25 protein-coding genes and 1 tRNA gene are annotated in these 26,673 nt (G+C 67.1%); 18 read left to right on the top strand and 8 right to left on the bottom strand.

The window, feature by feature from the left end; all coding sequences use genetic code 11:
* Positions 1–230 precede the first annotated feature (230 nt).
* The gene (locus tag Hbl1158_RS13850; protein ID WP_234297838.1) at positions 231–1,580 is read left to right on the top strand and encodes an MFS transporter; all 1,350 of its coding nucleotides are present in this window, start codon (positions 231–233) and stop codon (positions 1,578–1,580) included.
* 97 nt (positions 1,581–1,677) lie between these two features.
* Here Hbl1158_RS13850 and Hbl1158_RS13845 read toward each other — a convergent pair whose 3' ends face one another.
* A complete protein-coding gene (locus Hbl1158_RS13845) occupies positions 1,678–1,983 on the bottom strand; it encodes a DUF2250 domain-containing protein (protein ID WP_234297837.1) in 306 nt (101 codons plus the stop codon).
* Positions 1,984–2,118: 135 nt separating this feature from the next.
* Here Hbl1158_RS13845 and Hbl1158_RS13840 point away from each other — a divergent pair, with 135 nt between their 5' ends.
* Positions 2,119–3,465: a M28 family metallopeptidase gene (locus Hbl1158_RS13840; protein ID WP_234297836.1), complete on the top strand. Its 1,347-nt coding sequence runs from the start codon at positions 2,119–2,121 to the stop codon at positions 3,463–3,465.
* Between the two features lie 17 nt (positions 3,466–3,482).
* Here Hbl1158_RS13840 and Hbl1158_RS13835 read toward each other — a convergent pair whose 3' ends face one another.
* Positions 3,483–4,211, bottom strand: a complete 729-nt coding sequence (locus Hbl1158_RS13835) for a helix-turn-helix domain-containing protein (RefSeq protein WP_234297835.1) — start codon at positions 4,209–4,211, stop codon at positions 3,483–3,485.
* A 210-nt stretch (positions 4,212–4,421) separates the two neighbouring features.
* On the opposite strand from Hbl1158_RS13835, the gene ggt reads away from it, so the two are divergent.
* Positions 4,422–6,059 carry a gamma-glutamyltransferase gene (gene ggt / locus Hbl1158_RS13830; protein ID WP_234297834.1) on the top strand — a complete coding sequence of 546 codons (1,638 nt, stop codon included), beginning with the start codon at positions 4,422–4,424 and terminating at the stop codon, positions 6,057–6,059.
* Positions 6,060–6,175: 116 nt separating this feature from the next.
* Positions 6,176–6,667, top strand: a complete 492-nt coding sequence (locus tag Hbl1158_RS13825; RefSeq protein WP_234297833.1) for a hypothetical protein — start codon at positions 6,176–6,178, stop codon at positions 6,665–6,667.
* Between the two features lie 25 nt (positions 6,668–6,692).
* Here Hbl1158_RS13825 and Hbl1158_RS13820 read toward each other — a convergent pair whose 3' ends face one another.
* The 5 genes from Hbl1158_RS13820 to Hbl1158_RS13800 form a co-directional block, all read right to left on the bottom strand.
* Positions 6,693–7,997 carry an oligopeptide/dipeptide ABC transporter ATP-binding protein gene (locus tag Hbl1158_RS13820; protein ID WP_234297832.1) on the bottom strand — a complete coding sequence of 435 codons (1,305 nt, stop codon included), beginning with the start codon at positions 7,995–7,997 and terminating at the stop codon, positions 6,693–6,695.
* A complete protein-coding gene (locus Hbl1158_RS13815) occupies positions 7,990–9,147 on the bottom strand; it encodes an ABC transporter ATP-binding protein (RefSeq protein WP_234297831.1) in 1,158 nt (385 codons plus the stop codon). Before Hbl1158_RS13815 ends, Hbl1158_RS13820 begins: the two co-directional genes overlap by 8 nt.
* Positions 9,147–10,151, bottom strand: coding sequence for an ABC transporter permease (locus Hbl1158_RS13810; protein WP_234297830.1), 1,005 nt, complete (start codon positions 10,149–10,151; stop codon positions 9,147–9,149). Before Hbl1158_RS13810 ends, Hbl1158_RS13815 begins: the two co-directional genes overlap by 1 nt.
* The gene (locus Hbl1158_RS13805; RefSeq protein WP_234297829.1) at positions 10,151–11,146 is read right to left on the bottom strand and encodes an ABC transporter permease; all 996 of its coding nucleotides are present in this window, start codon (positions 11,144–11,146) and stop codon (positions 10,151–10,153) included. The genes Hbl1158_RS13810 and Hbl1158_RS13805 overlap by 1 nt, the downstream gene beginning before the upstream one ends.
* A 106-nt stretch (positions 11,147–11,252) precedes the next feature.
* A complete protein-coding gene (locus Hbl1158_RS13800) occupies positions 11,253–12,953 on the bottom strand; it encodes an ABC transporter substrate-binding protein (protein WP_234297828.1) in 1,701 nt (566 codons plus the stop codon).
* 190 nt (positions 12,954–13,143) lie between these two features.
* On the opposite strand from Hbl1158_RS13800, the gene trmY reads away from it, so the two are divergent.
* From trmY to Hbl1158_RS13760, 8 genes are all read left to right on the top strand, one after another.
* Positions 13,144–13,734 (top strand): tRNA (pseudouridine(54)-N(1))-methyltransferase TrmY, encoded by a 591-nt coding sequence (gene trmY / locus Hbl1158_RS13795; RefSeq protein WP_234297827.1) that lies wholly within the window; start codon positions 13,144–13,146, stop codon positions 13,732–13,734.
* Positions 13,735–13,837: 103 nt separating this feature from the next.
* Positions 13,838–13,910: transfer RNA gene (locus tag Hbl1158_RS13790), tRNA-Pro, on the top strand.
* A gap of 269 nt (positions 13,911–14,179) precedes the next feature.
* A complete protein-coding gene (locus Hbl1158_RS13785) occupies positions 14,180–14,413 on the top strand; it encodes an antitoxin VapB family protein (protein ID WP_234297826.1) in 234 nt (77 codons plus the stop codon).
* The gene (locus Hbl1158_RS13780) at positions 14,410–14,796 is read left to right on the top strand and encodes a PIN domain-containing protein (protein ID WP_234297825.1); all 387 of its coding nucleotides are present in this window, start codon (positions 14,410–14,412) and stop codon (positions 14,794–14,796) included. The genes Hbl1158_RS13785 and Hbl1158_RS13780 overlap by 4 nt, the downstream gene beginning before the upstream one ends.
* 74 nt (positions 14,797–14,870) lie before the next feature.
* On the top strand, positions 14,871–15,068 hold the full coding sequence (locus Hbl1158_RS13775) for an antitoxin VapB family protein (protein WP_073307201.1): 198 nt from the start codon (positions 14,871–14,873) through the stop codon (positions 15,066–15,068).
* Positions 15,065–15,457: a PIN domain-containing protein gene (locus Hbl1158_RS13770; protein WP_234297824.1), complete on the top strand. Its 393-nt coding sequence runs from the start codon at positions 15,065–15,067 to the stop codon at positions 15,455–15,457. Before Hbl1158_RS13775 ends, Hbl1158_RS13770 begins: the two co-directional genes overlap by 4 nt.
* A gap of 258 nt (positions 15,458–15,715) precedes the next feature.
* A complete protein-coding gene (locus Hbl1158_RS13765; protein WP_234297823.1) occupies positions 15,716–17,044 on the top strand; it encodes an AAA family ATPase in 1,329 nt (442 codons plus the stop codon).
* On the top strand, positions 17,041–17,640 hold the full coding sequence (locus Hbl1158_RS13760) for a hypothetical protein (protein ID WP_234297822.1): 600 nt from the start codon (positions 17,041–17,043) through the stop codon (positions 17,638–17,640). Before Hbl1158_RS13765 ends, Hbl1158_RS13760 begins: the two co-directional genes overlap by 4 nt.
* 460 nt (positions 17,641–18,100) lie before the next feature.
* On the opposite strand, the gene Hbl1158_RS13755 is transcribed toward Hbl1158_RS13760, so the two are convergent.
* Positions 18,101–19,168, bottom strand: a complete 1,068-nt coding sequence (locus Hbl1158_RS13755) for a hypothetical protein (protein WP_234297821.1) — start codon at positions 19,166–19,168, stop codon at positions 18,101–18,103.
* Positions 19,169–19,274: 106 nt separating this feature from the next.
* Here Hbl1158_RS13755 and Hbl1158_RS13750 point away from each other — a divergent pair, with 106 nt between their 5' ends.
* From Hbl1158_RS13750 to arcS, 6 genes are all read left to right on the top strand, one after another.
* Positions 19,275–19,772, top strand: coding sequence for an AAA family ATPase (locus tag Hbl1158_RS13750; protein WP_234297820.1), 498 nt, complete (start codon positions 19,275–19,277; stop codon positions 19,770–19,772).
* 177 nt (positions 19,773–19,949) lie between these two features.
* Positions 19,950–21,380 (top strand): arylsulfotransferase family protein, encoded by a 1,431-nt coding sequence (locus Hbl1158_RS13745; protein WP_234297819.1) that lies wholly within the window; start codon positions 19,950–19,952, stop codon positions 21,378–21,380.
* Between the two features lie 237 nt (positions 21,381–21,617).
* Positions 21,618–22,202, top strand: a complete 585-nt coding sequence (locus Hbl1158_RS13740; RefSeq protein WP_234297818.1) for an NUDIX hydrolase — start codon at positions 21,618–21,620, stop codon at positions 22,200–22,202.
* Between the two features lie 39 nt (positions 22,203–22,241).
* A complete protein-coding gene (locus Hbl1158_RS13735) occupies positions 22,242–23,081 on the top strand; it encodes a type II CAAX endopeptidase family protein (protein WP_234297817.1) in 840 nt (279 codons plus the stop codon).
* A 258-nt stretch (positions 23,082–23,339) separates the two neighbouring features.
* Positions 23,340–24,863: a tRNA guanosine(15) transglycosylase TgtA gene (gene tgtA / locus Hbl1158_RS13730; RefSeq protein WP_234297816.1), complete on the top strand. Its 1,524-nt coding sequence runs from the start codon at positions 23,340–23,342 to the stop codon at positions 24,861–24,863.
* Between the two features lie 24 nt (positions 24,864–24,887).
* Complete coding sequence (arcS, locus tag Hbl1158_RS13725) at positions 24,888–26,666, top strand: archaeosine synthase subunit alpha (RefSeq protein ID WP_234297815.1); 1,779 nt, start codon at positions 24,888–24,890, stop codon at positions 26,664–26,666.
* The last annotated feature ends 7 nt before the right edge of the window (positions 26,667–26,673 follow it).

The raw sequence follows: 26,673 nt of genomic DNA, 5'->3' as shown, positions 1-26,673 counted from the left end.
GAAGCGGGGGCCTCGGGAACGCGAGCGGAGCGAGTCCCGCGAAGGGAGACCGCGGAGCGACCGGGGGCCCCTGCGACCCGCGAGCAGGAGCGCGGTCAAGCGAAGCGTCCCGTGAGTACGAGCGGGACGCGAGTCCAGCGCCCCATGTCGGCGCTTTCGACCAGGTTTCGACCGACTGCCGATCGTCGACTGTCACGGTCGCCCCCGCCTTCGACTGGAGTCCCCCCGACGTGACCGACGCATCCGACACGCCCGACCCCGGGACCGACGCCGTCGAATCTGATCGCGAGATCGATGCCGTCGAGTCAGGTTCTGGGACCGACGACGCCGATTCCGCCCCCGCGTACTCGGAGTCGGAGGTCCGCACCGTCGTCCTCAGCCTCGTCGCCGGCGTGTTCTTCGGCGGGATGGGCGGCGGCGTCGCGTTCCCGACGATCCCCGCGCTGGGGTCGGTGCTCGGGATCGCGCCGCTTCTCGTCGGGGTGATCCTCTCGATCAACCGGTTCACGCGCCTGCTCATGTCGACGCCGGCGGGGAGCGTGCTCGACCGGATGGGGACGCGCCGGCCGATGATCGCGGGGTTCGCCGTCCAGGGGCTGGTCCCGTTCGGCTACCTCGTCGGGCTGAGTCCCCCGCTCGGGATCCCGTCGTCCGCCGTGTTTCTCGTCTCGCGGGCGGCGTGGGGGATCGGCTCGGCGTTCGTGTTCGTCGGGGCGTTCTCCACGGTGACGCACGTGACCACCGCGGCGAACCGGGGCCGGTGGGTCGGGTACATGCGGGGCGGACAGAGCCTCGGGTTCCCGACGGGGCTGATCCTCGGTGGGATCGTCACCGAACTGTACGGCTACGCCGAGGCGTTCGCCGTCGCGGGGGTCGCGGGGCTGTTCGCGGCCGCCGTCGCCTACCGGGTGCTCCCGAACGTCTCGCCGGACGTGGGCGAGAAGAGCCGCCTCCGCGACGTGCCGACGCTGGTGCGCGCGGACCCGCGGATCGGCGCGGTCGGCGCGGTCAACTTCACGATCCGGTTCCTCTACGCCGGCGTCCTGCTGTCGACGGTCGTGCTGTACACCGAGGCGAACGACATCTCGCTGGGCGGCTTCGCCGGCACCGGGACCAGCGGGGTCGTGATGGCGGTGTCGGTGCTGGCGCTGTCGGCGTCGAACCTCGCGGTCGGCCGCCTCTCGGACAGCCTCGGCCGGACGACGACCGTCGTTCCGGGGCTGGGGGTGTTCGCCGCCGGCTTCGCGCTCGCGGCGCTCGTGCCGACCGCACGGGGCGTGCTCGTCGGCGTCGGTCTGGTCGGCGCGGGCGCGGGCCTCGCGGGACCGCCGCTTCTGGCGTACCTGGGCGACATCGCCCCCGACGGCGACGTGGGCAAACTCGGCGGCGTCTACAACGTCTTCGGCGACCTGGGCTCGACGCTCGGGCCGCTGGTGGCGCTCCCGCTGGCCGCTCGGATCGGGCTCTCCGGGGAGTACCTCGCCTGCGCCGGCCTCGTGCTCGTCGCCATCGTCATCGCGGCGACGACGCTGCGCGACGACTCCGCCGCCGCCGTCGAGGCCGCGACGGCCGACGACTGACCGGTCGGGGCCGATCGAGCGGGGAAGCAATCTCGGCGGCGGGGACCGACCGATCGGGGAGGACGATCCGACCGCGGGGACCGGACCCGAGTGCGGGTCACTCCAGGTCGATCGGCTCGCCGCCGTCGGCGGCCGTGGGGGACTCCTCGACGACGCGCTCCTCGGTCGCGGTGGGGGAGCCGTCCGAGAGCGCCGCGGTTCCGGCGTCGGTGATCCGGTAGATCCGCTCGCCCGTGGCCGCCTCGACGAACCCGCGCTCCTCCATGGTCGCCAGCCGACGCTCCACGAGCGGGATGTGGAGACCGGTGTTGGCGGCGACGAGCGCGGGGTAGTCCACGCCCGTCCCGCTCAGGTGGCGTAGCACTCGCTCGTCGGCGTCCGAGAGGCTCGTTGGCTCGGGCATCTTCTATGTCATTAGTTACCACGGTACATGAACCTGTCGTCGCCGGCGGCGTCCACCGGCATCCCCCCGACGCCGTCCGTCGGCGCACCCGACCGATACCCTGGGACTCAAGGCGGCCGCGGCGAACTCCGGGCTATGCGACTGTCGAACGCGGCCGTCGGCGACGCGCGCACGAGCGACTTCTCGTGGGACGTGCTCACCGACCTCGTGGACGTGGGGAGTCGAATGGCGGGTCAGGCGGGCGAGCGGGAGGGCGCGGCGGTCGTCCGCGACGCCCTCGAGGAGGGGGGCGCTCGAAACGCCCGGCTCGAGGAGTTCGAGATCCCGGGATGGTGGCGCGGGTCGTCGTCGCTGACGGTCCACGAGCCCCACGAGCGGGTCCACGACGGACAACAGGACGTGCTCGCGCTGCCGGGGTGTCCCGCCGGCGAGGTGACGGGCCGCGTCGTCGACGTGGGCGACGGCGGCTACGAGGCGTTCGAGGCAAAGGCCGACGAACTCGAGGGAGCGATCGCGATGGCGTCGTCGGCGACTCCCGAGGAGGCCGACCGCTGGATCCACCGGATGGAGAAGTACGTCAACGCCGCCGATCACGGCGCGAGCGCGTTCGTCTTCCGCAACCACATCGAGGGGTCGGTGCCGCCGACCGGCGAGGTCGGCTACCACGAGCGCCCCGGGCCGATCCCGGCAGTCGGCGTCTCCCGTGAGGTCGGCGAGCGCCTCGCGCGCTACGCCGAGGAGGGCTGTGAGGCGACCGTCTCCGTCGAGTGTCGGAACGAGCCGACGACCTCGGTGAACGTCGAGGCGGCGGTCGGCCCCGACACCGACGAGCACGTGCTCGTCACCGCCCACGTCGACGCCCACGACATCGCCGACGGGGCCAACGACAACGGCGCGGGCTCGGCGCTCGTCGCGGAGGTGGGTCGCCTGCTCGCCCGCGACGACGTGGACCTCGACACCCGGGTTCGACTGGTCACGTTCGGCTCCGAAGAGATCGGGCTGTGGGGCGCATATCACTGCGCGGAGACGACCGACCTGGACGACACGAAGTGCGTCGTCAACCTCGACGGCGCGTGTAGCTCCCGGAACCTCCGACTCGGCACCAACGGCTTCGAGTCGGTCGCCGCCGCGTTCGAGGCGACGACCGACGACCTGGCGGCGACGCTGTCGACGGACGACACCATCTCCCCGCACGGCGACCAGTGGGCGTTCGTCCAGGAGGGCGTCCCCGCCGTGATGACCTCGACCACCTCCGAGCAGTCGGGGCGCGGGTGGGGACACACCCACGCGGACACGCTGGACAAACTCGACCCCCGGGACCTGCGCGAGGTCGGACTCCAGGTCGCGGAGGCGGTCGTCCGCCTCGCCGCCGACGGCGTCGAGACGCCCGGACGGAGTCGCGCCGAGATGCGCGAGGCGATCGACGAGGGGTACGAACAGGAGCTTCGGATGGGCGGGCGCTGGCCCTACGACGACGGCTGAGCCGCCCGGTCGCTCGACTACTCTTCGCCGAGGAAGTCGCCGAGGTCGTTCATCACCTTCCCCTCGGCTCGCGCGAGGTGCTCCCACGCGGTCGTCGTCCCGATGTCGAGTTCGGCGGCGATGTCCTCGACGCCGGCGTCCTTCTCGTGGCCGTAGTAGCCCGCGCGGATCGCCGCCGCGAGCGCCTCGCGCTGGCGACGCGTGAGGTCGTGGAGCGCGCCGGCGGCCTCAAACCGCGCGCTCGCGCTGATCTCGTCCATCTCCACCTGCCGGAGGAGTTTCACGTCGTTCCCGCGGTCTTCGATGGCGTCGATGACCGTCGAGAGGTCGGTGTCGGCGTCGAGATACAGCGTCCACCGCTCCCAGCCGCCGGCGATCACGGTCCCCGTCCGGTGGTGGACGCCGTGATCCGCGAACAGCTCTGCGATGCTGTCCCACTCGGGTACCCGTATCGTCAGCGCGACGAACACCCGCGGCTCGCCCAGCGGGCTGATCGGCTCGGCGGCGTCGACGGGGTCGCACCCGGCGTACACCTCGATGAACCCCTCCACGTCGTCGGGATCGCCGGTGATCTCCACGATCCGCTTGCGCTCGTCGCTGCGTCCCGTCATCGACGACACCGAGCGCATCGTCACCTCCGGGTACCGCTCGGAGGCGACTGTCTCCGGTTGACCGGCGTGGCGGATCTTCAGGGTGACCTCCCGCATCGGACGGATCGGTCCCGCACCGTCCTCGTCGGCTGCCATGCCATACCGTGAACGACATCGCATATGAACGTTCGCTCGGGGTGCACGCCCGTCCGAGGCGTATCAAACCCCCGTCCTGCCGCCGTCGTTCGATCGTGGCCGGCGGGTCGGCGGTCCGGGTTGCCGCCGCGGGCGATCGGGCGTGCCGCCGCCGACACACCGGATATGTTTGGGTTCACGTTTTGGGTCACGTGTGGACGTATCGATCGCATGGACGAACCGGATGTCGATCAGTTCGGATCCAGACGGTCGACGGTGTACGGCCAGCGCGGCGTCGTGGCGACCAGCCAGCCGCTCGCCTCGCAGGCGGGAATATCCGTGCTGGAGGACGGAGGCAACGCCTTCGACGCGGCCGTCGCCACCGCGGCGGCGCTGAACGTCGTCGAACCCACGTCGACGGGGCTCGGCGGCGACGTGTTCGCGCTCTACCGCACAGCCGACGGCGAGGTCGGCGCGATGCGCTCGTGCGGGCCCGCGCCCGCGGACGCGACGATCGATGCCGTCCGCGAGGCGGTCGCCGACGAGGAGGGCGTTGACCCCGCGGACGCGGAGATGCCCGGGACCGGCCCGCACGCGGTGACGGTTCCGGGGACCGCCCGCGGGTGGGAGGTCACCGCCGAGCGGTTCGGCGAGGAGTCGCTCTCGGAACTGCTGCAGCCGGCGATCCGGTACGCGACCGAGGGCTACCCGGTGTCGGAGGTCGTCTCCGCACAGTGGCAACACGGCGAGGAACTGTTCGAGACCGACAACGCCCGCGAGGCGTTCCTGTTCGACGGCGAGGCCCCCGACGTGGGCCAGCACGTGACGCTCCCGAAACTGGGCGAGTCGATGCGCCGGATCGCGGAGGAGGGGGCGGACGTGGTGTACGAGGGCGAGATCGCAGAACAGATCGCGGGGGAGGTCCAAGACCAGGGCGGCTTCCTCACGGTCGACGACCTCGCGGACTTCGAACCGGAGTTCCCCGATCCCGTCTCGACCACCTACAACGGGACGGAGGTGTACGAGCTCCCGCCGAACAACCAGGGGCTCATCGCGCTGGAGGCGCTGAACGTCGCCGAGGCGATCGGCGCGGGCGAGCACGACTACGACTCCCCCGAGCGCGTCCACTACTTCTCGGAGGCGCTGAAGCTCGCGTTCCACGACGGCCACCGCTACATCACCGACCCGGAGTTCGAGGACCACCCGCCGCTCGGGTCGAAGGAGTGGGCCGCGAACCGCGCCGAGGAGATAGGCGAGGAGTGCAACGACGACGTGACGTTCGGCGTCCCCGAGGCGAACGCCGAGGACGCTGACACCGTGCTCCTGTGCGTCGCCGACGACGAGGGCAACGTCGTCTCGTTCATCAACTCCCGGTTCGCCGGCTTCGGCTCCGGACTCGTCGCCGGCGACACCGGCATCGCGCTCCAGAACCGCGGGTCGTCGTTCTCGCTGGACCCCGACCACCCGAACTCGCTGGAGCCGGGAAAGCGCCCGTTCCACACCCTGATCCCGGCGCTCGCGGACTTCGCCCCCGACGACGACGCGACGGACGACTGGGCCGCCTTCGGCGTCATGGGCGGGTACATGCAGCCGCAGGGGCACGTGCAGGTGATCTCGAACGTCGTCGACTACGACCTCCCGCTGCAGGCGGCGCTCGACCGCCCGCGCTGGCGCTACCGGGAGGAGGGGAGCCTCGCGCTGGAGCCGCAGTTCGACGGCAACACCGCCTCGAAGCTGGTTCGTAAGGGCCACGACGTGAAGACGCTCCCGCCGGCGCTGTTCGGCGGCGCGCAGATCGTCCGCAGCGCCGACGGCGTCCTCTCGGCGGCCACCGAGCCACGGAAGGACGGTAACGCGCAGGGGTACTGAGCCCCGAAGCCGGTCGCCTCCGGGGACGCGGCCGCGACGGATCTCCCTGTTCCCGTCTTCACTCTACTGCCGGCCGAACCGACACCCTCATTCGCTCGTCGACCCTTCCGGCGTCCGTGCCGCAGTCGCCGCGGAGCCACGACGACCGCGACCGCCTCGGCTTCGACGAGACGCGCGACTATCTCGGTGCGGCAGTCGCCGCCCTCCTCCCCTCGTCGGTGGTCACGCGCGGAGTCTCGGTCTCCGTCGAGACCGACCGGGCGGTGTACGCGCCCGGCGATCCCGTCTCGCTTCGGGTCGAGATCCGAAACCGACTCCCCGTCCCGATCGCCGTATCGACGCCCTCCCGCCGGCTGTGGGGGTGGGAGGTCGACGGCGCGCTGGAGGCTACTGAGGAGCCCCGCCGCGACCCCGGCGGCTCGGGCGTGCTCACGTTTCGCGCCCGCGAGCGCAAGACCCACGAGTGGACCTGGGACGGACGCGTGACCCGTCAGGAGGGACGGAGGAACAGGTCGACGCCGCTGTCACGCGGCGACCACGAGATCCGCGCGTTCGTCGCGACCGAGCGAGAGCGGCCCGAATCGCGGACCACGATCCGCGTGGAGTGACCGCTCTCGCCGATGACCGCCCCGATCAGTCGTCGGCGAGCGCGGGGCCCTCAACGCCCTCACGGTGGAGGTGACAGGCGGCGAAGTGCTCGCCGTCGCCGACCTCGGACTCGACCGAGTACGACGGCTTCTCCGTCGCACAGATGCTCGTCTCCGCGAACGTGGAGATGAGCTGATCGGTCGCGTCGTCCCACTCGTCGTCGAGGACTCGATCGATGGCGGCGTCGACGGTCGACCCCGCGCTCCCGCCGGGGGTTCCGTCGGGGAAGAACTCCGCGCGGACGGCGGCGCGGTCGGTCGCCTCGAAGGACCGACGCTTCACAGCGCGGGTGAACGCCCGGACGGCCGCCCACGAGTCCGCGTCCATCGAGAACTCGTCGGGCTGGATGAGCTTCGGACACCGCGTCCGGAAGCGACACCCCGACGGCGGCTCGATCGGCGACGGAACGTCCCCCTCCAGCACGCTCCGAGTGCCCGACACGCGGGGGTCTGGAACAGGAATGGACTCGAGCAGCGCCTCGGTGTACGGATGTTTGGGGTGTTCGAACAGCTCCTCGGTCTCCGCGAGCTCGACCAGCTGACCGAGGTACATCACGGCGACGCGGTCGGAGATGTGCCGGATCACGCTGAGGTCGTGGGCGATGAACAGGTAGGTGAGGCCGAACTCGTCTTGCAGCTCCTGCATCGTGTTGAGCACCTGCGCCTGGATCGACACGTCGAGCGCCGACACCGGCTCGTCGCAGACGATGAAGTCCGGGTTCACCGACAGCGCCCGCGCGAGGTTGATCCGCTGGCGTTGCCCGCCGGAGAACTGGTGCGGGTAGCGGTTGTAGTGGTGCGGGTCGAGGCCGACCTTCTCCAGCAGCTCGCGGGCGCGTTCCTCGCGTTCGCCCTTGTACAGCCCGTGGGCCTTCATCGGCTCCTCGACGATGGGGCCGACCTTCATCCGCGGGTCCAGGCTCGACTGCGGGTCCTGGAAGATCATCTGCAGGTCGCGGCGGCGCTCGCGGAGGTCCGACCCCGACAGCTCCGCGAGGTTGTCGCCCTCGAAGTACACCGCGCCGTCCGTGGGATCGACGAGTCGGAGGATGGTGCGCGCGAGCGTCGACTTCCCGCAGCCGGACTCGCCGACCAGCCCGAGCGTCTCGCCGCGTTTCACGTCGAAGCTCACGTCTTCGACGGCACGCACGGGCGGCTCGTCGAACAGCGCCGACAGCATTCCGTCGGACTGGCTGAAGTGCTTCGTCAGCCCCTGGACGCTGAGGATCGTGTCGTCGTCGGTCCCGCCGGATCCGGTGTCGAGCGCGCCGGTCCCGTCGGCCTCACTCATCGGCCTCACCCCCGGGGACGCCGGCGGGGTCCCGACCGTCGTCGTCGCCCCGCATGTCGGCGAGTCCGCCGGCGAAGGCGTCGGTCGCCTCCGTCTGAAGCGGGGCGCTGTCCTCGTAGCCGACGCGCTCGTATTTGATACACGACACGGAGTGCGGTGCCTCGCCGGCGTCGCTCACGTCCTGGTACTCCGGGTGGAACTCCTTGCACGCCTCCCGGGCCTCCGGGCAGCGCGTGTGGAACCGGCAGCCGGAGGGCGGGTTGATCGCCTCCGGCATCACCCCCTTGATCGGGTCGAGCGACTCGACCGATCGGTCGGGTCGGGGCATCGACCGCAGCAGCGCCTCGGTGTACGGATGTTTCGTGTCGTGGAACAGGTCGTCCACCTCGGTCTCCTCGATGACCTCGCCGAGGTACATGACGTTCACCCGGTCGCAGATCTCCGCGACGACGCCCATGTCGTGGGTGACCCACAGGAACGCCGTGTCGTACCGCTCTTGGAGGTCGCTGACCAGATCGAGGATCTGCCCCTCGACGGTCACGTCGAGCGCGGTCGTCGGCTCGTCGGCGATGATGAGCCGCGGCTCACACGCCAGCGCCATCGCGATCAGCACGCGCTGGCGCATCCCCCCGGAGAACTCGTGGGGGTAGTCGTCGTAGCGAGTCTCGGGTTCGGGGATACCGACCTCCCGGAGCATGTCGACGGCGATCGTCTTCGCCTCCGACTCGCCCACCTCTCGGTTCAACTCGATGAACTCTCGGAGCTGAGCGCCCACCTTGAACACGGGGTTGAGCGACTCCATGGGGTCCTGAAAGACGATCGCGATCTCGCGGCCGCGGATCCGCTCGCGCATCTCCCGGTTCGAGAGCATCTCGTCGGACTGTTCCATCCGGCCGTCGGGGGTCTCCACGATGTCGACCAGCTTCTCCCCGTCGAACGTGACGGTGCCGTCGACGATCCGCCCCGGCTCCTCGACGAGCCGCATGATCGACTGGGCGGCGACCGACTTCCCGGCACCGGACTCGCCGACGAGGCCGACGAGTTCGCCCTCGTTGACCTCGAAGCTCACGCCGTCGACCGCGCGGACGGTGCCTTCCTCGGTGAAGAACTGGGTCTTCAGGTTCTCGACTGTGAGTAGTGGTTCGGACATCAGTTGTTGATACGGGGGTCGAGCGCGTCGCGGAGCCCGTCGCCGAGCAGGTTGAAGCCGACCACGGTGATGAGGATCGCCATCCCGGGCCAGATGCTGAACCACGGGTCGGGCAGCATGTAGTCGCGCGACTGCGAGAGCATCTGTCCCCACGACGGCGTGGGCGGCTGTGCGCCGAAGCCGAGGAACGACAGCCCGGCGACGATGAGGATCGCCACGCCGATCTGCAGGGTCGCCTGTACCAGAACGGGCGCGAAGCTGTTCGGAATGACGTGTCTGAAGATGATGTTACGGTCGCGCACGCCGGCCGCTCGCGCCGCCTCGATGTAGTCCTCTTCGCGCACCGACAGCACCCGCGAGCGGATGAGCCGGGCGAACGTCGGGATGTTGGCGATCCCGACGCCGATCATCGCGAACGTGAGGTTGCGACCGAACGCGACCATGAACACGATGACGAGCACGAGGAACGGGATGGCGTACAGCGTCTCGACGGCGCGCATCAGCACGTCGTCGATGCGACCGCCGTAGTAGCCCGCGACCGACCCGACGAGCATCCCGACCACCAGCGCGATGGTCGTCGCGATGACGCCGACGGACATGGCGATGCGCGTGCCGTAGAACACCCGCGCGAGGATGTCGCGCCCGCGGTCGTCGGTGCCCAGCGGGTGGGCCCACGTCCCCTCGCCGAAGACGTTGGTCGTCCACGCCGGCGGGAGCAGCTGAGGGGCGACCTCGGCGTTGGGACTCAGCCACACGGCCTGCGCGATGGCGTACTGTTCCACCCCGAGTATCGGGAGGACGGTCTGATCGAAGAACGCGATGACCGCGACGAGCGTCGCGACTCCGATGATCCCCAGTCCCGCGAGCGCCGTCGGGTCGCGACGGACCTGTGAGACGGTGTAGCGCCACCCGACGTTCGCGGCGGGCTGTTCGGGATCGGAGTCGACGGGCTGTGATTCGCTCTCGGTTCGCGAGTCCGTGTCGGATCCGGTTGTCGTCGCCATCAGTCTGCGTCCTCGAAGGTGACTCGCGGGTCGATGTACGCGTACGAGAGGTCGGTGACGATGACCCCGACGACGAACACCAAGCCGAGCACGAGCGTCGTGCCGACGACCAGCGCGAAGTCCTGGTTGTTGATCGCGGTGATGATGAGCGTCCCCATCCCGTTGATGGAGAAGACGGTCTCGGTCAGCACCGCTCCGCCGATGGCGCTGGTGAGTTGGAGCCCCAACAGCGTGATGAGCGGGAGCTGTGCGTTACGGAAGGCGTGCTTGCGGAGGATCGTCGTCTCCTTGACGCCGTAGGCTCGCGCGAGCTTGACGTACTCCTCGCCGAGCACCTCCAGCATCGAGGAGCGCTCGATCCGCGTGAGCGCCGCCATCTGGAGCGTGCCGAGCGATATCGTCGGCAACACGAGGTGGTGCAGCGACGTGACGAGCACGTCGAACTGACTGTCGACGCCCACCTCCGCGGGCGACGCCCACGGGAGGACGAGGTTCGTCGCGGGGAACCAACTGACCTGGTAGGCGAACAGGATGATGAGGACCAGGCCGATCCAGAAGGAGGGCGTTGAAACGCCCAGCAGCGCCACGACCCGAGCGACGTGGTCGGTCGGCTTGTTGCGCCGCTTGGCCGAGATGATCCCCAGCGGGATCGACGTCACGATGGCGAACGTGAAGCTCGATACGAGCAGCAGCACCGTCACCGGCAGCCGCTCCATGATCTTCTGGGTGACGGGGACCTCGTAGTACAGACTCGTACCCAGATCGAGCTGTATCACGTCCCAGAGGTAGTTCAGATAGCGGAGCCACAGCGGCTGGTCGAGTCCGTACTTCGCTCTGATGGCGGCGGCCTGTTGGGCGCTGGGCGACGGCCCGAGCATGATGCTCACCGGGTCGCCCGGCATCGCCTCCATCAGGAAATACGTGATCGTGACGACCCCGAGCAGCACAGGCACCGCCTGCAGGATTCGTCGGATCGTATACTGTGCACGTCCCATAGTGTCCCTACTGATGTGTGACCTGGTTTCCCACGGGTGTATATAACTTCGCGGAAGCGGTCGTTACGACCGCTCGTGTCGGTTTTCGCCCATTTCAGCGTGTGAGTTACTTGTCAACGAAGACGTTGTTGTGGTCGGTCACCAGGTGGAACGAGTCCACCGGGTGCGACGTGAAGTCGTTGACGTACTCCTTGACGCCGAAGCTGTTCTTGAGGTTGTACGCGGGCAGGTGCGCGCGATCCTCGAGGATCGTAGTGATCGCTTCCGTGTACAGCTGCTTGCGCTCCTCGCGGTCGGCGGACTGGCGAGCCTCCACGATCTTCTCGGTGGCCTCGATGCCGCTCTCGCTGTTCTCGCCGTAGTAGGTCCCGTTCGTCACGCCGAGCGTGTCGTCGGTGCGACCGAACATGTAGTAGGTGAACGCGTCGGGGTCGGGCGTACCGGACCAGCCGAGCGTGTACATGTTGTAGTCGTCCTCGTTCCCCGTGACGTACGCCTCGAGGAACGCACCCCAGTCGAGCCGCTGGACCTCGACGTTGCTGAACCCGGCCTCCTTGAGGCCGTTCGAGACGGAGACTCCGATCTGTTCGCGCTTGTCGTCCGGCGGGACGATGATCTTCCAGTTGTAGTCCATCGAGACGCCGGCCTCGTCGAACAGCGCGGTCGCCTCGTCGATGTTCTTGTCGTGGGGGATCTGCTCCCACTCGTCGATCGGGAAGCCCCACTCCTCGGTGATCGACGCGGGCGTCGGCGCGTACTGCCGGACGCCGGTCGGCTCGACGTACTGCTCGACTGCGGTGTCCATCGAGAAGCAGTAGTCGATCGCCTCGCGGACCATGGGGTCCGCGGTCGGACCCTCGTTGCAGTTGAACGCGAGGTAGAAGTAGCCGATTCCGGGCACCTCGTCGATGCTCGCGTCGTCGATCCCGCGGACCGTCGAGTACAGCTTCGGCGGGATCTCCTCGATCACGTCGTTCTCGCCGTTCTGAAGCGTGGTGACGCGGGTCGTCGCCTCCGTGATCGGCGTGTAGTGGACCGTCTCGAGGTTCGCCATCGGCTCGCCCCAGTAGTCCTCGTTGCGCACGAGGTCCACGTAGTCGCCCTCCTGCCAGCTGTCGAAGACGAACGGACCGGAGCCCACGGGGTTCTCCGTGTTGAACGCCTCCTTGTCCTCCTCGCGGACGGACATCGGGACGATCCGACCCGCCGCGAGCGTGTTCATGAACGGCCCGTACGGGTACGAGAGGTTGAACACGAGCGTGTCGTCGCCCTCCGTTTCGATGGAGTCGATCATGTTGAACTCCGAGGCGTTCTCGGTCTCCTCGTCGACCGGGGCCTCGAAGCTGTACTTCACGTCCTCGGGGGTGACGGGGTCGCCGTTCGAGAACGTCGCGTCCGTCGTCATCGTCACCGTGTAGGTGGTGCCGTCGTCGCTGACTTCCGGCTCGCCGGTCGCGAGCTCGGGGACGACGCCTGTGCTCTCGTCGTACGTGTACAGCCCCTCGAAGATCTGTGAGGCGACCTGGTCGGACGGAACGTCGTTGAGCACGATCGGGTCGAACTCCAGCGGGCTCTTGACGAGCGCGAGGTTGAGCGTGCCGCCGCTCGATCCCCCGGAGTCGCCGTCGTCGGAGCCGCTGTCGGTCCCGTCGCTGCCGTCGTCGGAGCCGCTGTCGGTCCCGTCGCTGCCGTCGTCGCCGCCGCCGATACAGCCGGACACGGCCGCGACGCCCGCGGCCCCGGTACCGCTCAGGAACGTCCGGCGGTCCATACGGTCGAACACACGCTTGATGTCGTCGTTTGTCATGGTTCGTCTACCCACCGTGGGATACCATCCGTTCGCTCATAGTTCTATATATAATTGTTGTTACTGCGGTCGCACTTTCGGCTATCGGTGGATTATACTGTCGCCAATTTTACTGGTAGGGTTCGACTATCGCCACGCCGGGGCGTCGCCGGATCGAAACCGCAAACAGGAGTCACCTCGGCGGGTGCGTATGCGCCAGTTCGTCGTCAGCGGTCACGACGCCCCCACGACGCCCGAGTTCAGCCTCGACGACCTCGCGGGCGGAGCCGGACGGCTGGATCTGCTGTGTCGCTGCGTGAACGCCGGCTTGTTCCTCTCGCACGGCATCCGCGAGGACAGCCGCGTCCACCTCGTTCTCGGCGACGAGTACACCGTCCGCTTCTCGGGTGCGACCGCCCGCGGGCTTCACCCGGACGAGCGCACCACCGCCGCGCGGGTACGCGACGCGCTCGACGCCCGCGAGGACGCCATCGGCCACATGCCCGCCGAGGTGTCCCCCGGCGTCGAACTCTATCGGATGGGCCTCGCGGAGACGCTCGATTCGCTCGACGGAACGGTCGTCCACCTCCACGAGGACGGCGACCCCGTCGCCGAGGCGTCGCCGCCGGCGGATCCGATCTTCGTGCTCTCGGATCACCACGACTTCACGGCCGCGGAGGCGGACCTGCTCGCCGAGCACGCGGACCGGCGCGTCCGACTCGGGCCGGAGGCGATCCACGCGGACCACGCGATCGCGGTGGCGAACAACTACCTCGACACCGACGGCTACGAGCGCTACTGAGTCGATCGCCGGGCGCGAGTGATCCCGGCGGATCGACCGGCGCGACGGGGTTGCGACCGCCGTTCGGAAGCCTTAACAGAACGGCTCGCCTGCGCTCACATGCGGGCCGGTGGGGTAGCTTGGTATCCTTCGGCCTTCGGGTGGCCGTAACCACGATTCAAATTCGTGCCGGCCCACTTCTCCCGCATTCGGCTTGGATGGGTACGTGACAGGTAGCTTCCGCTCTGTGAGGTGGTCGACATAGGCGTCGGCGACGCTGGCGATCCACTACTTCGCGACTACTGCGGTGGGTGGTCTCGGATCGGGGATGAGTTCGACACGAATAGTTGAACGATTTATATGTAGCAGTCTCTCAGTCGAACGGACGAACGACCGGCGATCTCGTCGAGCCGTGTCCGTCCATTTCGGCGGAAGATTCAAAGTTGCTGTATACGAACGTATACGCATGAGTACGAAACCAGTTCGGCTGGAGGAGGACGTATACAATCGGATCGAGGCCCACAAACGCGACGACGAGACCTTCTCGGAAGCAATCGAGCGGCTGATCGGCGGACCGTCGCTGCGGGACCTCGGGGGAATCCTCGACAGCGATACCGTCGAGACGATGCGCGAGAACGTCGAGGCGGCCGAGGACGACGACGCCGAGGAGGTCGAAGCGGTCGCCGAGCGATTCGAATGATCCTCGATACCGCGTTTATTCTCGACCTGATGGCCGATCTGCCGGAGGCACACGAGAAACTGGACGAGTTGGAGGCGAACGGTGCTGTATTGAAACTCTCTACGATGACTCTGCTGGAACTGTACATCGGCATCGAAGCGTACACAGGGACGGAGGAAGCCCGTGAGATACGTCGGATCCTGCGCGGTGTCCCACGGGTGGATATGGATCAGCAAATTGCCGAGGAAGCAGGTCGGATGATCGGCCGTTTGGACCCCTCGAAGTACAAGCGAAAGAAGGGTGACGCGGTGATCGCGGCAACCGCCGAAGTGGAAGGCGATGCAGTCGTTACACGGAACGTCGACGATTTCGAACGCCACGGGGTACCCGTCGAAGCTTACTGAACGACCTCTCCTCGCGATCCACTAGTAGGACAGGTCCCGAAACGTTCTCCACTATGTATGCAGTACGCATACGCATGAGTACCAGCATCCGAGTGACCGACGAGACGAAGCGGAAGCTGTCGAAGTTGAAACGCGACGACGAGACGTGGGACGAGTTTCTCGATCGGCTCGCGAACAACGAGGAGCCGATCAACGTCGGTGCGTGGTCCGACGAGGAAGCCGAGCGTGCGCGTGACGCGGTCGACCGCTCGCGGGAGAGTTTCGAGCGGTGACGTTCCTCGACTCCTCGGTCATCATCGACATGCTCGCCGGCGTCGACGAGACGGTTGCGTTCGTCGAGGATCAAGGCGGGCCGTATCTCACATCGACGGTCTGTGTGTACGAGGTATTGGAGGGAAAACTGGGTGCGGAATCGACGGACGTGGCGGCTGCTCGCGAGGACTTCGGCGGTGTCACCGCACTCGATCTGACGGAGGCGCTCTCGCTCGAAGCGGCCCGGCTTCAGGATCAGCTCCTCGACGACGGACAGCGCATGGCCGCCCGTGATCTCCTTATCGCCGCGACGGCACGCTCGACCGGTGACCACCTCGTCGTCGCTGATAGCGACTTCCAGACGGAGGTGTTGGAGTCGTACCTCACCGTGACGAACCTGCGCGAGTAACGGGCAGCATCTATGGAGACACTCTGCCAAGCCTCCTCCTCCGAACCTGCGTTCACGGTAGTGTCCAATATTTCGTCGTTAAACAGCTTGATAACGAGTTACGGCGTGGAAGCGGGGATACGTTGGGCCACTGCGCGCAGGACTGTAGTCCAGTACACAATAGCGAATTAGATGCTGGAGGATTTTTCATAGGGCGTTACGCTAACCGAGCGTTTTTGTACGCCCCTTCCGAGTATCCAGTTAAGCTACTTACTGGTAATGACGTATCTTCGGAACGTATCTATCACGGGGTTCAAAGCTGTCGAAGAACTAGAATTTCAGCCAAACAATCTCACCCTTATCACCGGTAGGAACAACTCTGGCAAGACATCAGTCTTGGAAGCAATAGATCTGTTATTCAATCCATCCAAGATCAAGCAATACGATGATCTTGTCGGAAAATTAGTAAACGCAAAGTCCGAGAAGGCTGTTCTCTCCTGCGAATATCAAAAAGGTACCCAATTGTCGCTAAGGGATTTTGACGGTGATGGAAACGTGGCACGAACAAAAACTCGTGCACTAGAAATAAAGAAGCCAGAACCAGACCGAGTAACTGAGATTTTCATCTCATCTGTACTTGACATTGTGGAGAATAGTCCAGATTCTAGATATTTTGTGGATCGTTTTGCCGGACAAACATTAGATATTGAAGATGAGTCGAACGTACTGGGTGAAATTATAATTGATACAATAAAAGACCTCGTCACAAGTAATTCGGAATCTGTGGCTCGGAAGGCCGAGGAAAGCTGTATAATACTTACTGTAGACGGTGTAGAATACGAATATATCTACTTAGGAGAGTTCTACTCCAACTACACCGAATCAGTCGCGAAGAAAGGCGCAAATAGAATTAGAAATCAAATTGTAGAATCTGATAAGCTACCAGAACAGAACATTGAGGAGGCACGTCTTCTCTCGGCTATCAAGGACGTACTTATACCTCGCTTTGGAAAGGGAAGATTTGTCGGAGATGAACCGACGTCGATAGATGGAATCCAACACATTGGACAATCCCTGTCATTGGATCCAGAAAACATCGATATGAACAAGGAGGAAGCTGCTGTTCGCCTCAGTAACATTGAAGAATATATCAAGAACAACAATATTGTCAAGAATCTTGACACGCTTTCCTTTGACCAGTTAGTTTTCGAGTCCAGGGGAGACAAATACCAGGTACCATTCAGCTTCATGGGATCCGGATTCCATGCGATAATGGGGTTGCTGTGGGCGCTTTCAAACACCCGTAATAGTGGAAATGTTCTACTGATTGAGGAGGGTGAGAACCACCTACACCCAGGGTACATTGCAGAGTTCGTACACCGAATCCTTAAGATAATTATGGATGAGAACGTTCAGATATTTCTCACTACTCACAGCTTAGATCTTATCAGGACTATATTCAATGAAGATATATTCCAAGAAGAACATAAGTATCTACTTGAGAACTTCTGTCTACTGCAAATGAATCCTCCAGTAACTGAAAGCTATTCCTATCAAGAGGCTCAGCGTCAGCTAAACGAACTTAGATTAGATCTTAGGGGATTATGAGTAAGGTAATTCTCACCGAAGGGATCAACGATACTGAATTTCTAGAAGCGTCAATCTCCGAGTATGCGAATCAACTAGAAGTCGATAGGTACGATATCGAAAGCCAGCCTGCGGATGCGACTGTTCCTGAAGAATCTGAGAAATTGCGAAGCTTTGGCGGAAGATTCTGCCCATATGACGTTTTGTTGAAGTCAGAGGGTGGAATACCCAACCTAAAAAGGTGTTTTGCGGATCTAACTCGATACTTTACAACCTACGATCCAGAGATCTATCTCTTGGTAGATTTGGATAGTAGAACGGTATCCGATATTATATCTGACATAAATGATATATTGCGCGGGAAAAATACTTCGCGAAGCATAAAGATAGAACCGAATAGTAGAATTGAGAGGCTAACATATATCCACAAACAAGTACATAATATTCACATAGATGGTAGCCCATCTAAAAATTTCACTCTGATAGCATTTCCCTCTGATCTCGAAGACATCGCTGGCATCGGTGAGGATGATAGTAGGGAATCCAAGAACGAAAAATTGGTTGAACTCGCCGGAGATGAGAGAGTCAGAAAGCCAATTACACGAGCAATTTTCTAATCCTCACTACCGATGATCTCCTAAAATGGCGCTTCAAAGACCTCGGTTTGAACAATAGCTATCTAAATCCCGCGTACTAGCCGGACCGAACCCGTCCACCCGGCCGCATTCCGGGATCGAGCCGACGCAGATCGGCGTCCAGTTCCCCGGCGAGATAGAGCAAGCCCCAGCTAGTGATGTACCACTCGTCCGCATAGCCCTCGCGTTCCTTTCATCCGAGGAACTCCGCCTCGGCGAGCACGCGACACCGACGCGCGACGTGTGCACGCTGATAGTCGGTATCCGACGGGATCACCCATGCAGGAGCGTGGCCCTCCCCAGCGAGCCGTTCAAGGATTTGTCATCGAGGTACTGCATCCACGCCGGTCGTCACGAGCGCCTCGCAGTCGAACGACGACCTCGCGCCCCTCGTCCAGCGCCTCCCGGACCTCCTAGCGGATCGTGACCCCCGGCGATTCACTCAGCCGCCCTGGCCGGGCGGCCCGTCACCTCCCGGGGGTCCGGCGTCGTCCGGCGGTCCCGCATCGTCGGGCGGGCCGGCGTCATCCGGTGGCCCTGCGTCATCGGGCGGCCCGCGGTCATCAACGTCGTCGTCATCGTCGTCCTCATCGTCCTCGTCATCATCGTCGTCGTCCTCCTCGTCCTCATCGTCGTCACCCTCGTCATCGCCATCATCATCGTCATCGTCGTCGTCCCCATCGCCGGCCGGTCCGTCGTCATCGTCTTCATCGTCCTCATTGTCGCGGTCATCGTCGTCGTCTCCGACCGCGTCCCCGCCGCACGCGCCGACCGCGATCCGGAGGACCGCCTCGCGCGAGAGCGGGATCGCCTCGGGCTCGCCGTCGGTCGCCGAGAGGAACACCCACTCGGTGACGGTGCCGTCGTAGAACTCGCCGTACAGGTCGGCGGCCTCGTTGAACGCCGGCTCGACGGTCACGTCGAAGGAGTCGCCGAGCGGCCGGAACGCGCCCCCGTCGGTCCGGGTGCCGGTCCACGTCCAACTGATGCGGTCGCGCTCGTCGTCGAGGTCCCACACGTCGTAGTTGCTCGCCCCGTCGTACTGGTCGTCGCGGACGGCCCAGTCGCCGTCGGCGGGGAGGCCCCGGAAGGTGAGCGTCACCGACCCGCCGTCGGCGCTGTTCGCGCCGCCGTGGATCGCGACGAGGCTGAGGCCGTTGGGGCCCGCATACAGGAACAGGAGACTGGTGTCGGCGCGCTGGAGGTCGTCGGTGCCGGCGGAGTCGTAGCGGTTATCCTCGCCGGCGACCGCGCCGTTGCGGTCGCTGACGAACCGCCGAGGCAACTCGTACTCGTAGAACGCCTCGACGGTCTCGGGCCCGCGGATCGGCCGCACCGCCGCGCAGGTCCCGTCCTGTTCGATGTGGTAGGAGGCGTCCGACGTTCCGTCGGCGGCGCTGACGCGGTCGCTCACGGCCGGACCGACGGCGAGTGCGCCGCCAGCGCCCGCGAGCGTCGAGAGGACCCGGCGTCTGGTCGGCGTCGACGCGTCCTCTGGGTGGTCGGTCATCTCGAGTCCGATCGCCGCCCGGGCGGTTCGTTAGTCGGGCCGTATCGCGGCCGCCGCGAACCGACGGACATTACACCCGCCGTCGACTCACCTCGACCCGAACTCGATGACGAACACAGCGCGGCTCGTCACCGTCTGCGGACTTCCCGGCGCGGGTAAGACCACCGTCGCCGAGGCGGCCGCCGAGCGCCTCGACGCCGACCTCCTCCGGACGGACGTGGTTCGCAAGGAACTGTTCTCCGACCCCGAGTACACGAGCACCGAGTCGCGCCGCACGTACGAGGAACTGCTCGCGCGGGCCGACGACGCCCTCGCGGCGGGCCACGCGGTCGTGCTCGACGGGACGTTCCGCCGGGCCTCGCGCCGGAACCGGGCGCGGGAGGTCGCCGACCGGAACGGCGTCCCGTTCGACCTGCTGCGGGTCGCCTGCGAGGAGCGGGTCGCGAAGGAGCGCCTCCGGGAACGCGAGGGCGACGCCTCCGACGCCGACGTGCGGGTGTACGACCTCCTCCGCGAGGAGTTCGAGCCCGTCGACGACCCCGTCGTCGTCGACAACTCCGGCGACCTCGACGCGACGATGTCTCGGGTCCAGGAACTGTTCTGACGCCGCGGGCGACCACCGGGTCGACCGCCGCCGGCGATCCCGAAACGAGGATCCCGTCACGGTGCGCCGTATCGCGGCGGAGCGCGACGCCGTCTCGGTGCCGCGCGGGCGTCGGATCCGCGTCCCGGAATCCGGGAAGACCGAAGGCTTTTGCTCGGTCACCGGGACCGTTCGTCAATGAACACGCGTGCGGCCGGGCTGGTTCTCGCGGGCGTCCTCCTGTTCGGGCTGACCGTCGCTGGGAGCGCGGCGGTCGCCCCCGACCGCGGAGCCACGCCGGGCGGCGACGGCGACGCTCGCCAGACGCTCGTCGGCTCGCAGGGCGGCGGCACGGGGTGGCACGAGCACGGAAGCGCCTACCTGGTGAACGGGACCGACGTGGAGTGGCGCGAGGCGTCGGCGGACAGCTACTTCGACGTGCAGCGACTGCCCGACGGGCGCGTGCTCGCCGGCTTCATGGACGGCGGCTACGAGGACTGCGGCCCCTACGAGTCGCCGTGCACGCACACCGGGATCCGGCTGATCGACCCCGACGCCGACGGCGGGCCGACCGTCGTCGAGGAGTACGGCTTCCCCGTGCGCACCGAGTCGAACAGCGAGATCCACGACGCCGAGCCGTTGCCCGACGGCGGCTACGCCATGACCGACATGGACGCCGAGCGGATCCTGGTCGTCGAGGACGGCGAGGTGACGTGGACGTGGAACGCCTCAGAGCTGTACGACGAACCGGAGGATCCCACGCGGACCGACTGGCTCCACATCAACGACATCGACCGGATCGAGGAGGACGTATTCCTCGTGTCCGTCCGCAACGCCAACCAGTTGGTGCTCGTCGAGCGCCTCGACGACGGCGGCAGCGAGGTCATCGAGGTGATCAACGCCGACGAGGAGGGATCCTCCGACGACTCCTGTCAGGTGCGCGGCGACCAACTCCGCGACACCGACGGCGACGAGGACATCCGCTGTGGCGACCCCGAGGTACTCGACCACCAGCACAACCCCCAGTGGATCGCCGGCTCCATCGAGGGCGAACCGGGCGACCGTCACGTCTCCGAGGACGCCGCGGTGCTCGTGGCGGACTCCGACAACGACCGCGTCGTCGAGCTTCACCGCACGGCCGACGGCGAGTGGGAGGTCGCCTGGACGCTCACCGCCGTCGACGGGAGTTCGCTGCACTGGCCCCGCGACGCCGACCGACTCTCGAACGGCCACACGCTGATCACGGACACGCTGAACAAGCGGGTCGTCGAGGTCGACGAGAACGGCACCACGGTCTGGCGGTTCCCGACCGACCGCATCCCCTACGAGGCCGACCGCGTCCCCCGCGAGTACCAGGGCACCGAGCGCGACCTCCCGACGGCGACCGCCGGCGGCACGGTCGACGCGACCGCGACGGGGTCGGGTCTGCCGGTGCTCTCGACGCTCGTCGTCGGGGTTCGGGCGGCCGCGCCGTGGGCTCCGGTGTGGTTCGGCGAGACGCAGGTGGGGCTCACGCTCGTCTCCGCGGCGCTCGTACTCGGCGGCGGGGGCGTCGCCCTCGGAGACCGCCTCCGCGACGGCGACGGCGGCGACGGCGGCGACGGCGGCGACGACGAGGACGACGACTGATCTCGCGTCCCGCGTCGCCGTCGCGGTGCACATTCGTTGCCGTCGCCGATGCTGTAGCCGTCGCCGATGCTGTAGCCGTCGCCGATGCTGTAGCCGTCGCCGTCGGCGTCGCGGTCGCCGGTGCCGGTGCATCGTCGGCGCGGTTCGGCAACGACGCGGCGACGACGCGGCGACGACGCGGCGACGACGCGGACGCCGATCGCCCACCTTCTTGCGACCGCGAGACCACCGTGGTCCATGCCCAACCCCGACGACCGATCCGACGCCGAGGGCCTCGCGTGGGAGACGCTCGACTCGGACGTCGACTACTCGTGTCCCGGCTTCGACGTGCGCCGCGACGAGGTGCGCCTCCCGGACGACACCGAGACCGAGTTCCACTACGTCGACGAGCCGGAGACTGTGGTCGTGCTCGCGTTCGCCGACGGCGGCGAGACGGTCGTCCTCGTCGAGGAGTGGCGACAGGCCGTCGGCCGGGTGAACCGCGGGCTGCCGGCCGGCGGCGTCGAGTCGGACGACGCGGACCTCGCGGCCGCGGCCCGGCGGGAACTGCGCGAGGAGACCGGCCACGAGGCGGAGACGGTCGAGCGACTCCACGCCGCCGAGCCGACGAACGGCTTCGCGAACTCCGTACACCACTACTTCCTCGCCCGCGGGTGTGCGCTCGCGGAGGGACAGGACCTCGACTTCAACGAGAGCATCCGTCCCGTCAGGACCGACTACGCGGCGTTCCGCGACGCCGTGCTCGCCGGCGAGGTCCGCGACGGTCGCGCCGTGCAGGGCGTGGCGATGTACGAGGCGCGGCGGAGATCTGACCGACCGTAGCACGGTAGGCATTTGACCGTGGGGGACTGATCGGGCGTAATGGCCGAGTCAGTTGGCCGGGTCCGAGCGTGGTATCACGGACTGGACCCGCGAGCGCAGGCGGTGTTGGCGGCGGTCGGGCTCGGGCTCGCCGGCGTCGTCGTCGCGGCGGCCGTGGTGAACCTCGTGTTCCTCGCGGTCGTGCTGGCGGGCTTCTCGGTGTCGCCGCTGGCACAGGTCGCGCTCTCGCTCGTGTTCGTCCAGGGGATCTCCTTCGGCGGGCTGGCGTCGATCTACCTCCTGCGTCGCGGGCGCTCGCCGCTGTCGCTGTTCTCGATCCCGTCGCTGCGCGACCTTGCGATCACGGTCGCGGGGTTCGTCGGGTCGTTCGTCCTGCTGTTCGGGGTCGGATCGATCCTGCTCGCGGTCGGCGCGGAGGGCGCGCCGAACCAGACGGCGGAACTCGGCGCGGAGAACCCGGAGGTCCTGCTGCTGTTGATCCCCGCGGCGTTCGTCTTCATCGGACCGGGCGAGGAGATCCTCTTTCGGGGCGTCGTCCAGAACCGCCTCCGGGAGGCGTTCCCGGCGCGGGTCGCGATCCCGATCGCCAGCGCCATCTTCGGGGCCGTCCACTACGTCGCGCTCTCGGGCGCGCCGGCCGCGCGACTCGTCACGGTCGGCTCGCTGACGGTCATCACCCTCGTCTTCGGCGTCACCTACGAGTACACCGACAACCTCGTCGTCCCGTCGCTGCTTCACGGCGCGTACGACGCGGTCCTGTTCGGCCTCCTGTACGTGGTCGTGGCGTACGGCCCCGGCGTCGACGCCGAGGGCGGAGGCGGCGGGACCGGGACGACCGGCGCGCTCGTGGACGTCGCGATCGCGCTCCCCCTCGGCTGACTGCTGCCGATCCCCTCCCCGTCCGAACCCTCTTATCCGATGCCGGATCCACTCCGGCGCACCGTGTCCTGATCGGCCGCGGGGCGTGCCGCGACGCGACGACACGCCCGCCTCGCGGAGCCCGGTCGCTCCGAGCCCGACCGGTATCGGATCGCGTGTCGTCCGTTCGCCACCCACGGTTCCGGGATCGCTCGCCAGCGTCGTCGCCGGTCCGCCGCCGAGCGACACCCTTACTCGCGCGCCCCGGGAAGCCCGGCCATGCGCGAGCACTTCGAGATCCGGGACCACGACGCCGCCGGCAGGATCGGCCGGCTTGAGGTCCCACGCGCGGGCGTCACCGTCGAGACGCCGGCGCTGCTCCCTGTGATCAACCCCAACATCGAGACGATCGACCCGGGCCGCCTCCGGTCGGAGTTCGGCGCGGACATGCTGATCACCAACTCCTACATCATCCGCACGACCGAGGACCTCCACGAGCGCGCGCTCTCGGAGGGGCTTCACGAGCTGCTCGGCTTCGACGGCGCGATCATGACCGACTCGGGGAGCTTCCAACTGGCCGAGTACGGCGAGATCGACACCACGACGACGGAGATCCTGGAGTTCCAGCGCGACATCGGCAGCGACGTGGGCACCCCGGTCGACATCCCCACCCCGCCGGACGCGAGCCGCGAGCGGGCCGAATCGGACCTGGACGTGACCCGGCAGGCGCTCGCGGACGCCGAGGCCGTCGACACCGGCGACATGCTCGTCAACGCCCCGGTTCAGGGCAGCACCTACCCGGACCTGCGTGAGCGGGCCGGACGGGAGGCCGCCGCGACGGATCTGGACGTGTTCCCCGTCGGCGCGGTCGTGCCGATGATGAACGGCTACCGCTACGACGACATGGTCGACGCCGTCGCCGCCGCCAAGCGCGGGCTGAGCGAGGACTGCCCGGTCCACCTGTTCGGCGCGGGCCACCCGATGATGTTCGCGCTGGCGGTCGCGCTCGGCTGTGACCTGTTCGACTCGGCCGCCTACGCGCTGATGGCCCGCGACGGCCGCTACCTCACGGTCTCGGGCACCGAGCAGCTGGAAGACCTCGAGTACCTCCCGTGTTCGTGTCCCATCTGTCACGAGCACACGCCCGAGGCGTTGCGTGCGGCCGCAAGCGACGAGCGGGAGTCCCTGCTCGCCGAGCACAACCTCCACGTCACCTTCGAGGAACTCCGGCGCGTGAAGCAGGCGATCCGCGACGGCGACCTGCTCGAACTCGTCGAGAAGCGCGCCCGCGGCCACCCCGCGATGACCGACGGCTACCGCGCCCTGCTGGAGCACGCCGACCGACTGGAGCGCGTCGACAGCGCCTCTACGGGCACCTTCTTCGGCGTCTCTCACGAGTCGGCCCGGCGACCGGAAGTACGCCGCCACCACGACCGGATCGCGCGCCTCGACGTGCCCGACAGCCTGCTGTGCTCGGAGTACGGCGAACCCTCCGACCACGACTACGAGGAGGTCTGGCGCGTCGTCCCGCCGTTCGGGCCGTTCCCCCGGGCGCTCTCGGAGACGTATCCGCTGACCGCAGAGGTTCCCGACCGCACGGACGCGGCCGCCGAGCGCGCCGCGGCCCAGGGAGTCCGCGCGCTCGTCGAGGCGAACCCCGAGACACGCGTGACGCTCGCCCACGAGGGCTGGGGAGCCGATGCGCTCGCGGTGATCCCCGAGTCGGTGACGCTGGAAGATCTCCACGCGAGCGCCGGCGGCGAAGGCCCCGATCCGGTTGAGTCACGAAGCGAAAGCGAATAACGCCCGCGCCGCACACCTCGGGCCATGACCGACTACTTCGAGGTCCACGAGCGGGACGGGGCCGCCCGACTCGGGGAGCTTCGCCTCGATTCGCCCCTCGCGACTCCGGCGCTCGCGGACGACGTGGTCTGCGACGCCGGGTCGCTGTGGAACGCCGACCGCGACGTGCCCGAGGGCGACGCCTCCGTCCTCACGATCCTGCCGCACCGCGCGTACCCGGCGGGCACGCGCGAGGAGGTGGTCGACGGCTTCGCCCCCGACTACGCCGAGGCGGCCGCCGCCGTCGACGGCCCGACGGCCGCCGTGATCACGAGCGACGCGCCGGCCGCCGGCGGGGCCGCCGAGGCGGACGTGGACGCGTACGCGCTCTCGAACGCGCAGGGGGTCGTCGGTCACGCATCGGCGTTCGCCGAGGCCGTGATCGACGTGCGCGGGTCGGTGCCCGCCGACACGGCTCTCTACCTCTCGGGGGTCGCCACCCCGCTGAACGTCGCGACGCTCGTGTACGCCGGCGTCGACCTCGTCGACGCGAAGCGGGCGCGGGTGAAGGGGAGCCAGGGGAAGTACCTCACCGACGAGGGCGAACGCTTCCTGGAGGACCTGGACGAACTCCCGTGCTCGTGTCCCGCCTGTCAGGTGCCGCGCGAGGAGTTCGACCGCGCCGCCTGCGAGGCGCACAACGGCAACGCCCTCGAGGCGGAACTGCGTCGCGTCCGGCGGCGGATCCGCGAGGGTCGCCTGCGCGACTACGTCGAGGGGCAGGCCCGCCACGAGCAGTGGCTCACCGCCGCGTTCCGGGAGCTGGACCAGCAGTACGCCTACGTCGAGGAACGCGCGCCGGTCGCCCGCAACAACGAGCTGGCGGCGGCGACGAGCGACACGATCCGCCGCCCGGAGATCCAGCGCTTCGCCGAGCGCGTGAGCGAGCGCTACGTGAACCGCTTCCGCAACCCCCTCGTGCTTGTGCCGTGCTCGGCGCGCAAGCCGTACTCCGAGAGCCAGAGCCACGGCCAGTTCCACGACGCGATTCAGTTCCGCGCGCACCTCGCGTCGATGACCTCGCCGATCGGCGTCGTTCCCCAAGAACTCGAACTCACCTACCCGGCCCAGCACTACGACACCGTCGTGACCGGCCGGTGGTCCGAAGACGAGAAGGAGTTCGTCGCCGAGGTGTTGCGGCGGTATCTGGAGCGCAACGACTACCCCCGAGTCATCGCGCACGTTCCCGAGGACGGCTACCGGGACATCTGCGAGCGCGTCGCGGCGGCGGTCGACGTGCCCTTCGAGTACACCGTCGAGGATCACCCGACGACGACCGAGTCAATCGCGAACCTCATGTCCGCTCTCGACGGGGAGCTGAAGTACACCAAGCGCGAGCGCCAGCACAACACCGTCCGCGCCATCGCCGACTACATGCTCGGCGACGGCGCGGGCGACGACCTCTTCGACGAGCTGAACACGCGCTCGCGGTATCCGAAGCTCCAGGTCCGCGACGACGACGAGGAGCTGCTGGCGACGATGGTGCCCACCTACGGCGCGCTGGCGTTCACCCTCGCGGGCGCGCGCCGCTGGGTCGAGAGCGACGCCCCGACCAAGACCGTCGAGATCGACTCGTTCGTCCCGCAGGGGAGCGTCCTCGCGCCGGGCGTCGTCGACGCGGACGACGAGGTCCGCGTCGGCGACGAGGTCGTCGTCGAGGGACCGCGGGCGTTCGCCGTCGGCCGCGCCGAGATGCACGGCGCGGAGATGCGTTCGTCGACCCGCGGGATCGCGGTGGACGTGCGCCACAGCGAGGAGCGCTGACGCGGGC

Source organism: Halobaculum sp. CBA1158 (assembly GCF_021431925.1).
Classification (GTDB): Archaea; Halobacteriota; Halobacteria; order Halobacteriales; family Haloferacaceae; genus Halobaculum.
Note: the sequence above shows the minus strand (reverse complement) of the source record. Positions and strands in the feature narration are given on the sequence as shown.

Excerpts from the sequence above, each read along its gene's own strand:
- Hbl1158_RS13815 (WP_234297831.1), bottom strand. The coding sequence starts at position 9,147 with ATGTCCGAACCACTACTCACAGTCGAGAACCTGAAGACCCAGTTCTTC.
- Hbl1158_RS13745 (WP_234297819.1), top strand. The coding sequence starts at position 19,950 with ATGAACACGCGTGCGGCCGGGCTGGTTCTCGCGGGCGTCCTCCTGTTC.
- ggt (WP_234297834.1), top strand. The coding sequence starts at position 4,422 with ATGGACGAACCGGATGTCGATCAGTTCGGATCCAGACGGTCGACGGTG.
- Hbl1158_RS13780 (WP_234297825.1), top strand. The coding sequence starts at position 14,410 with ATGATCCTCGATACCGCGTTTATTCTCGACCTGATGGCCGATCTGCCG.
- Hbl1158_RS13785 (WP_234297826.1), top strand. The coding sequence starts at position 14,180 with ATGAGTACGAAACCAGTTCGGCTGGAGGAGGACGTATACAATCGGATC.
- Hbl1158_RS13765 (WP_234297823.1), top strand. The coding sequence starts at position 15,716 with ATGACGTATCTTCGGAACGTATCTATCACGGGGTTCAAAGCTGTCGAA.
- Hbl1158_RS13820 (WP_234297832.1), bottom strand. The coding sequence starts at position 7,997 with ATGAGTGAGGCCGACGGGACCGGCGCGCTCGACACCGGATCCGGCGGG.
- tgtA (WP_234297816.1), top strand. The coding sequence starts at position 23,340 with ATGCGCGAGCACTTCGAGATCCGGGACCACGACGCCGCCGGCAGGATC.
- Hbl1158_RS13845 (WP_234297837.1), bottom strand. The coding sequence starts at position 1,983 with ATGCCCGAGCCAACGAGCCTCTCGGACGCCGACGAGCGAGTGCTACGC.
- Hbl1158_RS13840 (WP_234297836.1), top strand. The coding sequence starts at position 2,119 with ATGCGACTGTCGAACGCGGCCGTCGGCGACGCGCGCACGAGCGACTTC.
- Hbl1158_RS13835 (WP_234297835.1), bottom strand. The coding sequence starts at position 4,211 with ATGGCAGCCGACGAGGACGGTGCGGGACCGATCCGTCCGATGCGGGAG.
- arcS (WP_234297815.1), top strand. The coding sequence starts at position 24,888 with ATGACCGACTACTTCGAGGTCCACGAGCGGGACGGGGCCGCCCGACTC.
- trmY (WP_234297827.1), top strand. The coding sequence starts at position 13,144 with ATGCGCCAGTTCGTCGTCAGCGGTCACGACGCCCCCACGACGCCCGAG.
- Hbl1158_RS13735 (WP_234297817.1), top strand. The coding sequence starts at position 22,242 with ATGGCCGAGTCAGTTGGCCGGGTCCGAGCGTGGTATCACGGACTGGAC.
- Hbl1158_RS13775 (WP_073307201.1), top strand. The coding sequence starts at position 14,871 with ATGAGTACCAGCATCCGAGTGACCGACGAGACGAAGCGGAAGCTGTCG.
- Hbl1158_RS13755 (WP_234297821.1), bottom strand. The coding sequence starts at position 19,168 with ATGACCGACCACCCAGAGGACGCGTCGACGCCGACCAGACGCCGGGTC.
- Hbl1158_RS13805 (WP_234297829.1), bottom strand. The coding sequence starts at position 11,146 with ATGGGACGTGCACAGTATACGATCCGACGAATCCTGCAGGCGGTGCCT.
- Hbl1158_RS13810 (WP_234297830.1), bottom strand. The coding sequence starts at position 10,151 with ATGGCGACGACAACCGGATCCGACACGGACTCGCGAACCGAGAGCGAA.
- Hbl1158_RS13750 (WP_234297820.1), top strand. The coding sequence starts at position 19,275 with ATGACGAACACAGCGCGGCTCGTCACCGTCTGCGGACTTCCCGGCGCG.
- Hbl1158_RS13800 (WP_234297828.1), bottom strand. The coding sequence starts at position 12,953 with ATGACAAACGACGACATCAAGCGTGTGTTCGACCGTATGGACCGCCGG.
- Hbl1158_RS13740 (WP_234297818.1), top strand. The coding sequence starts at position 21,618 with ATGCCCAACCCCGACGACCGATCCGACGCCGAGGGCCTCGCGTGGGAG.
- Hbl1158_RS13760 (WP_234297822.1), top strand. The coding sequence starts at position 17,041 with ATGAGTAAGGTAATTCTCACCGAAGGGATCAACGATACTGAATTTCTA.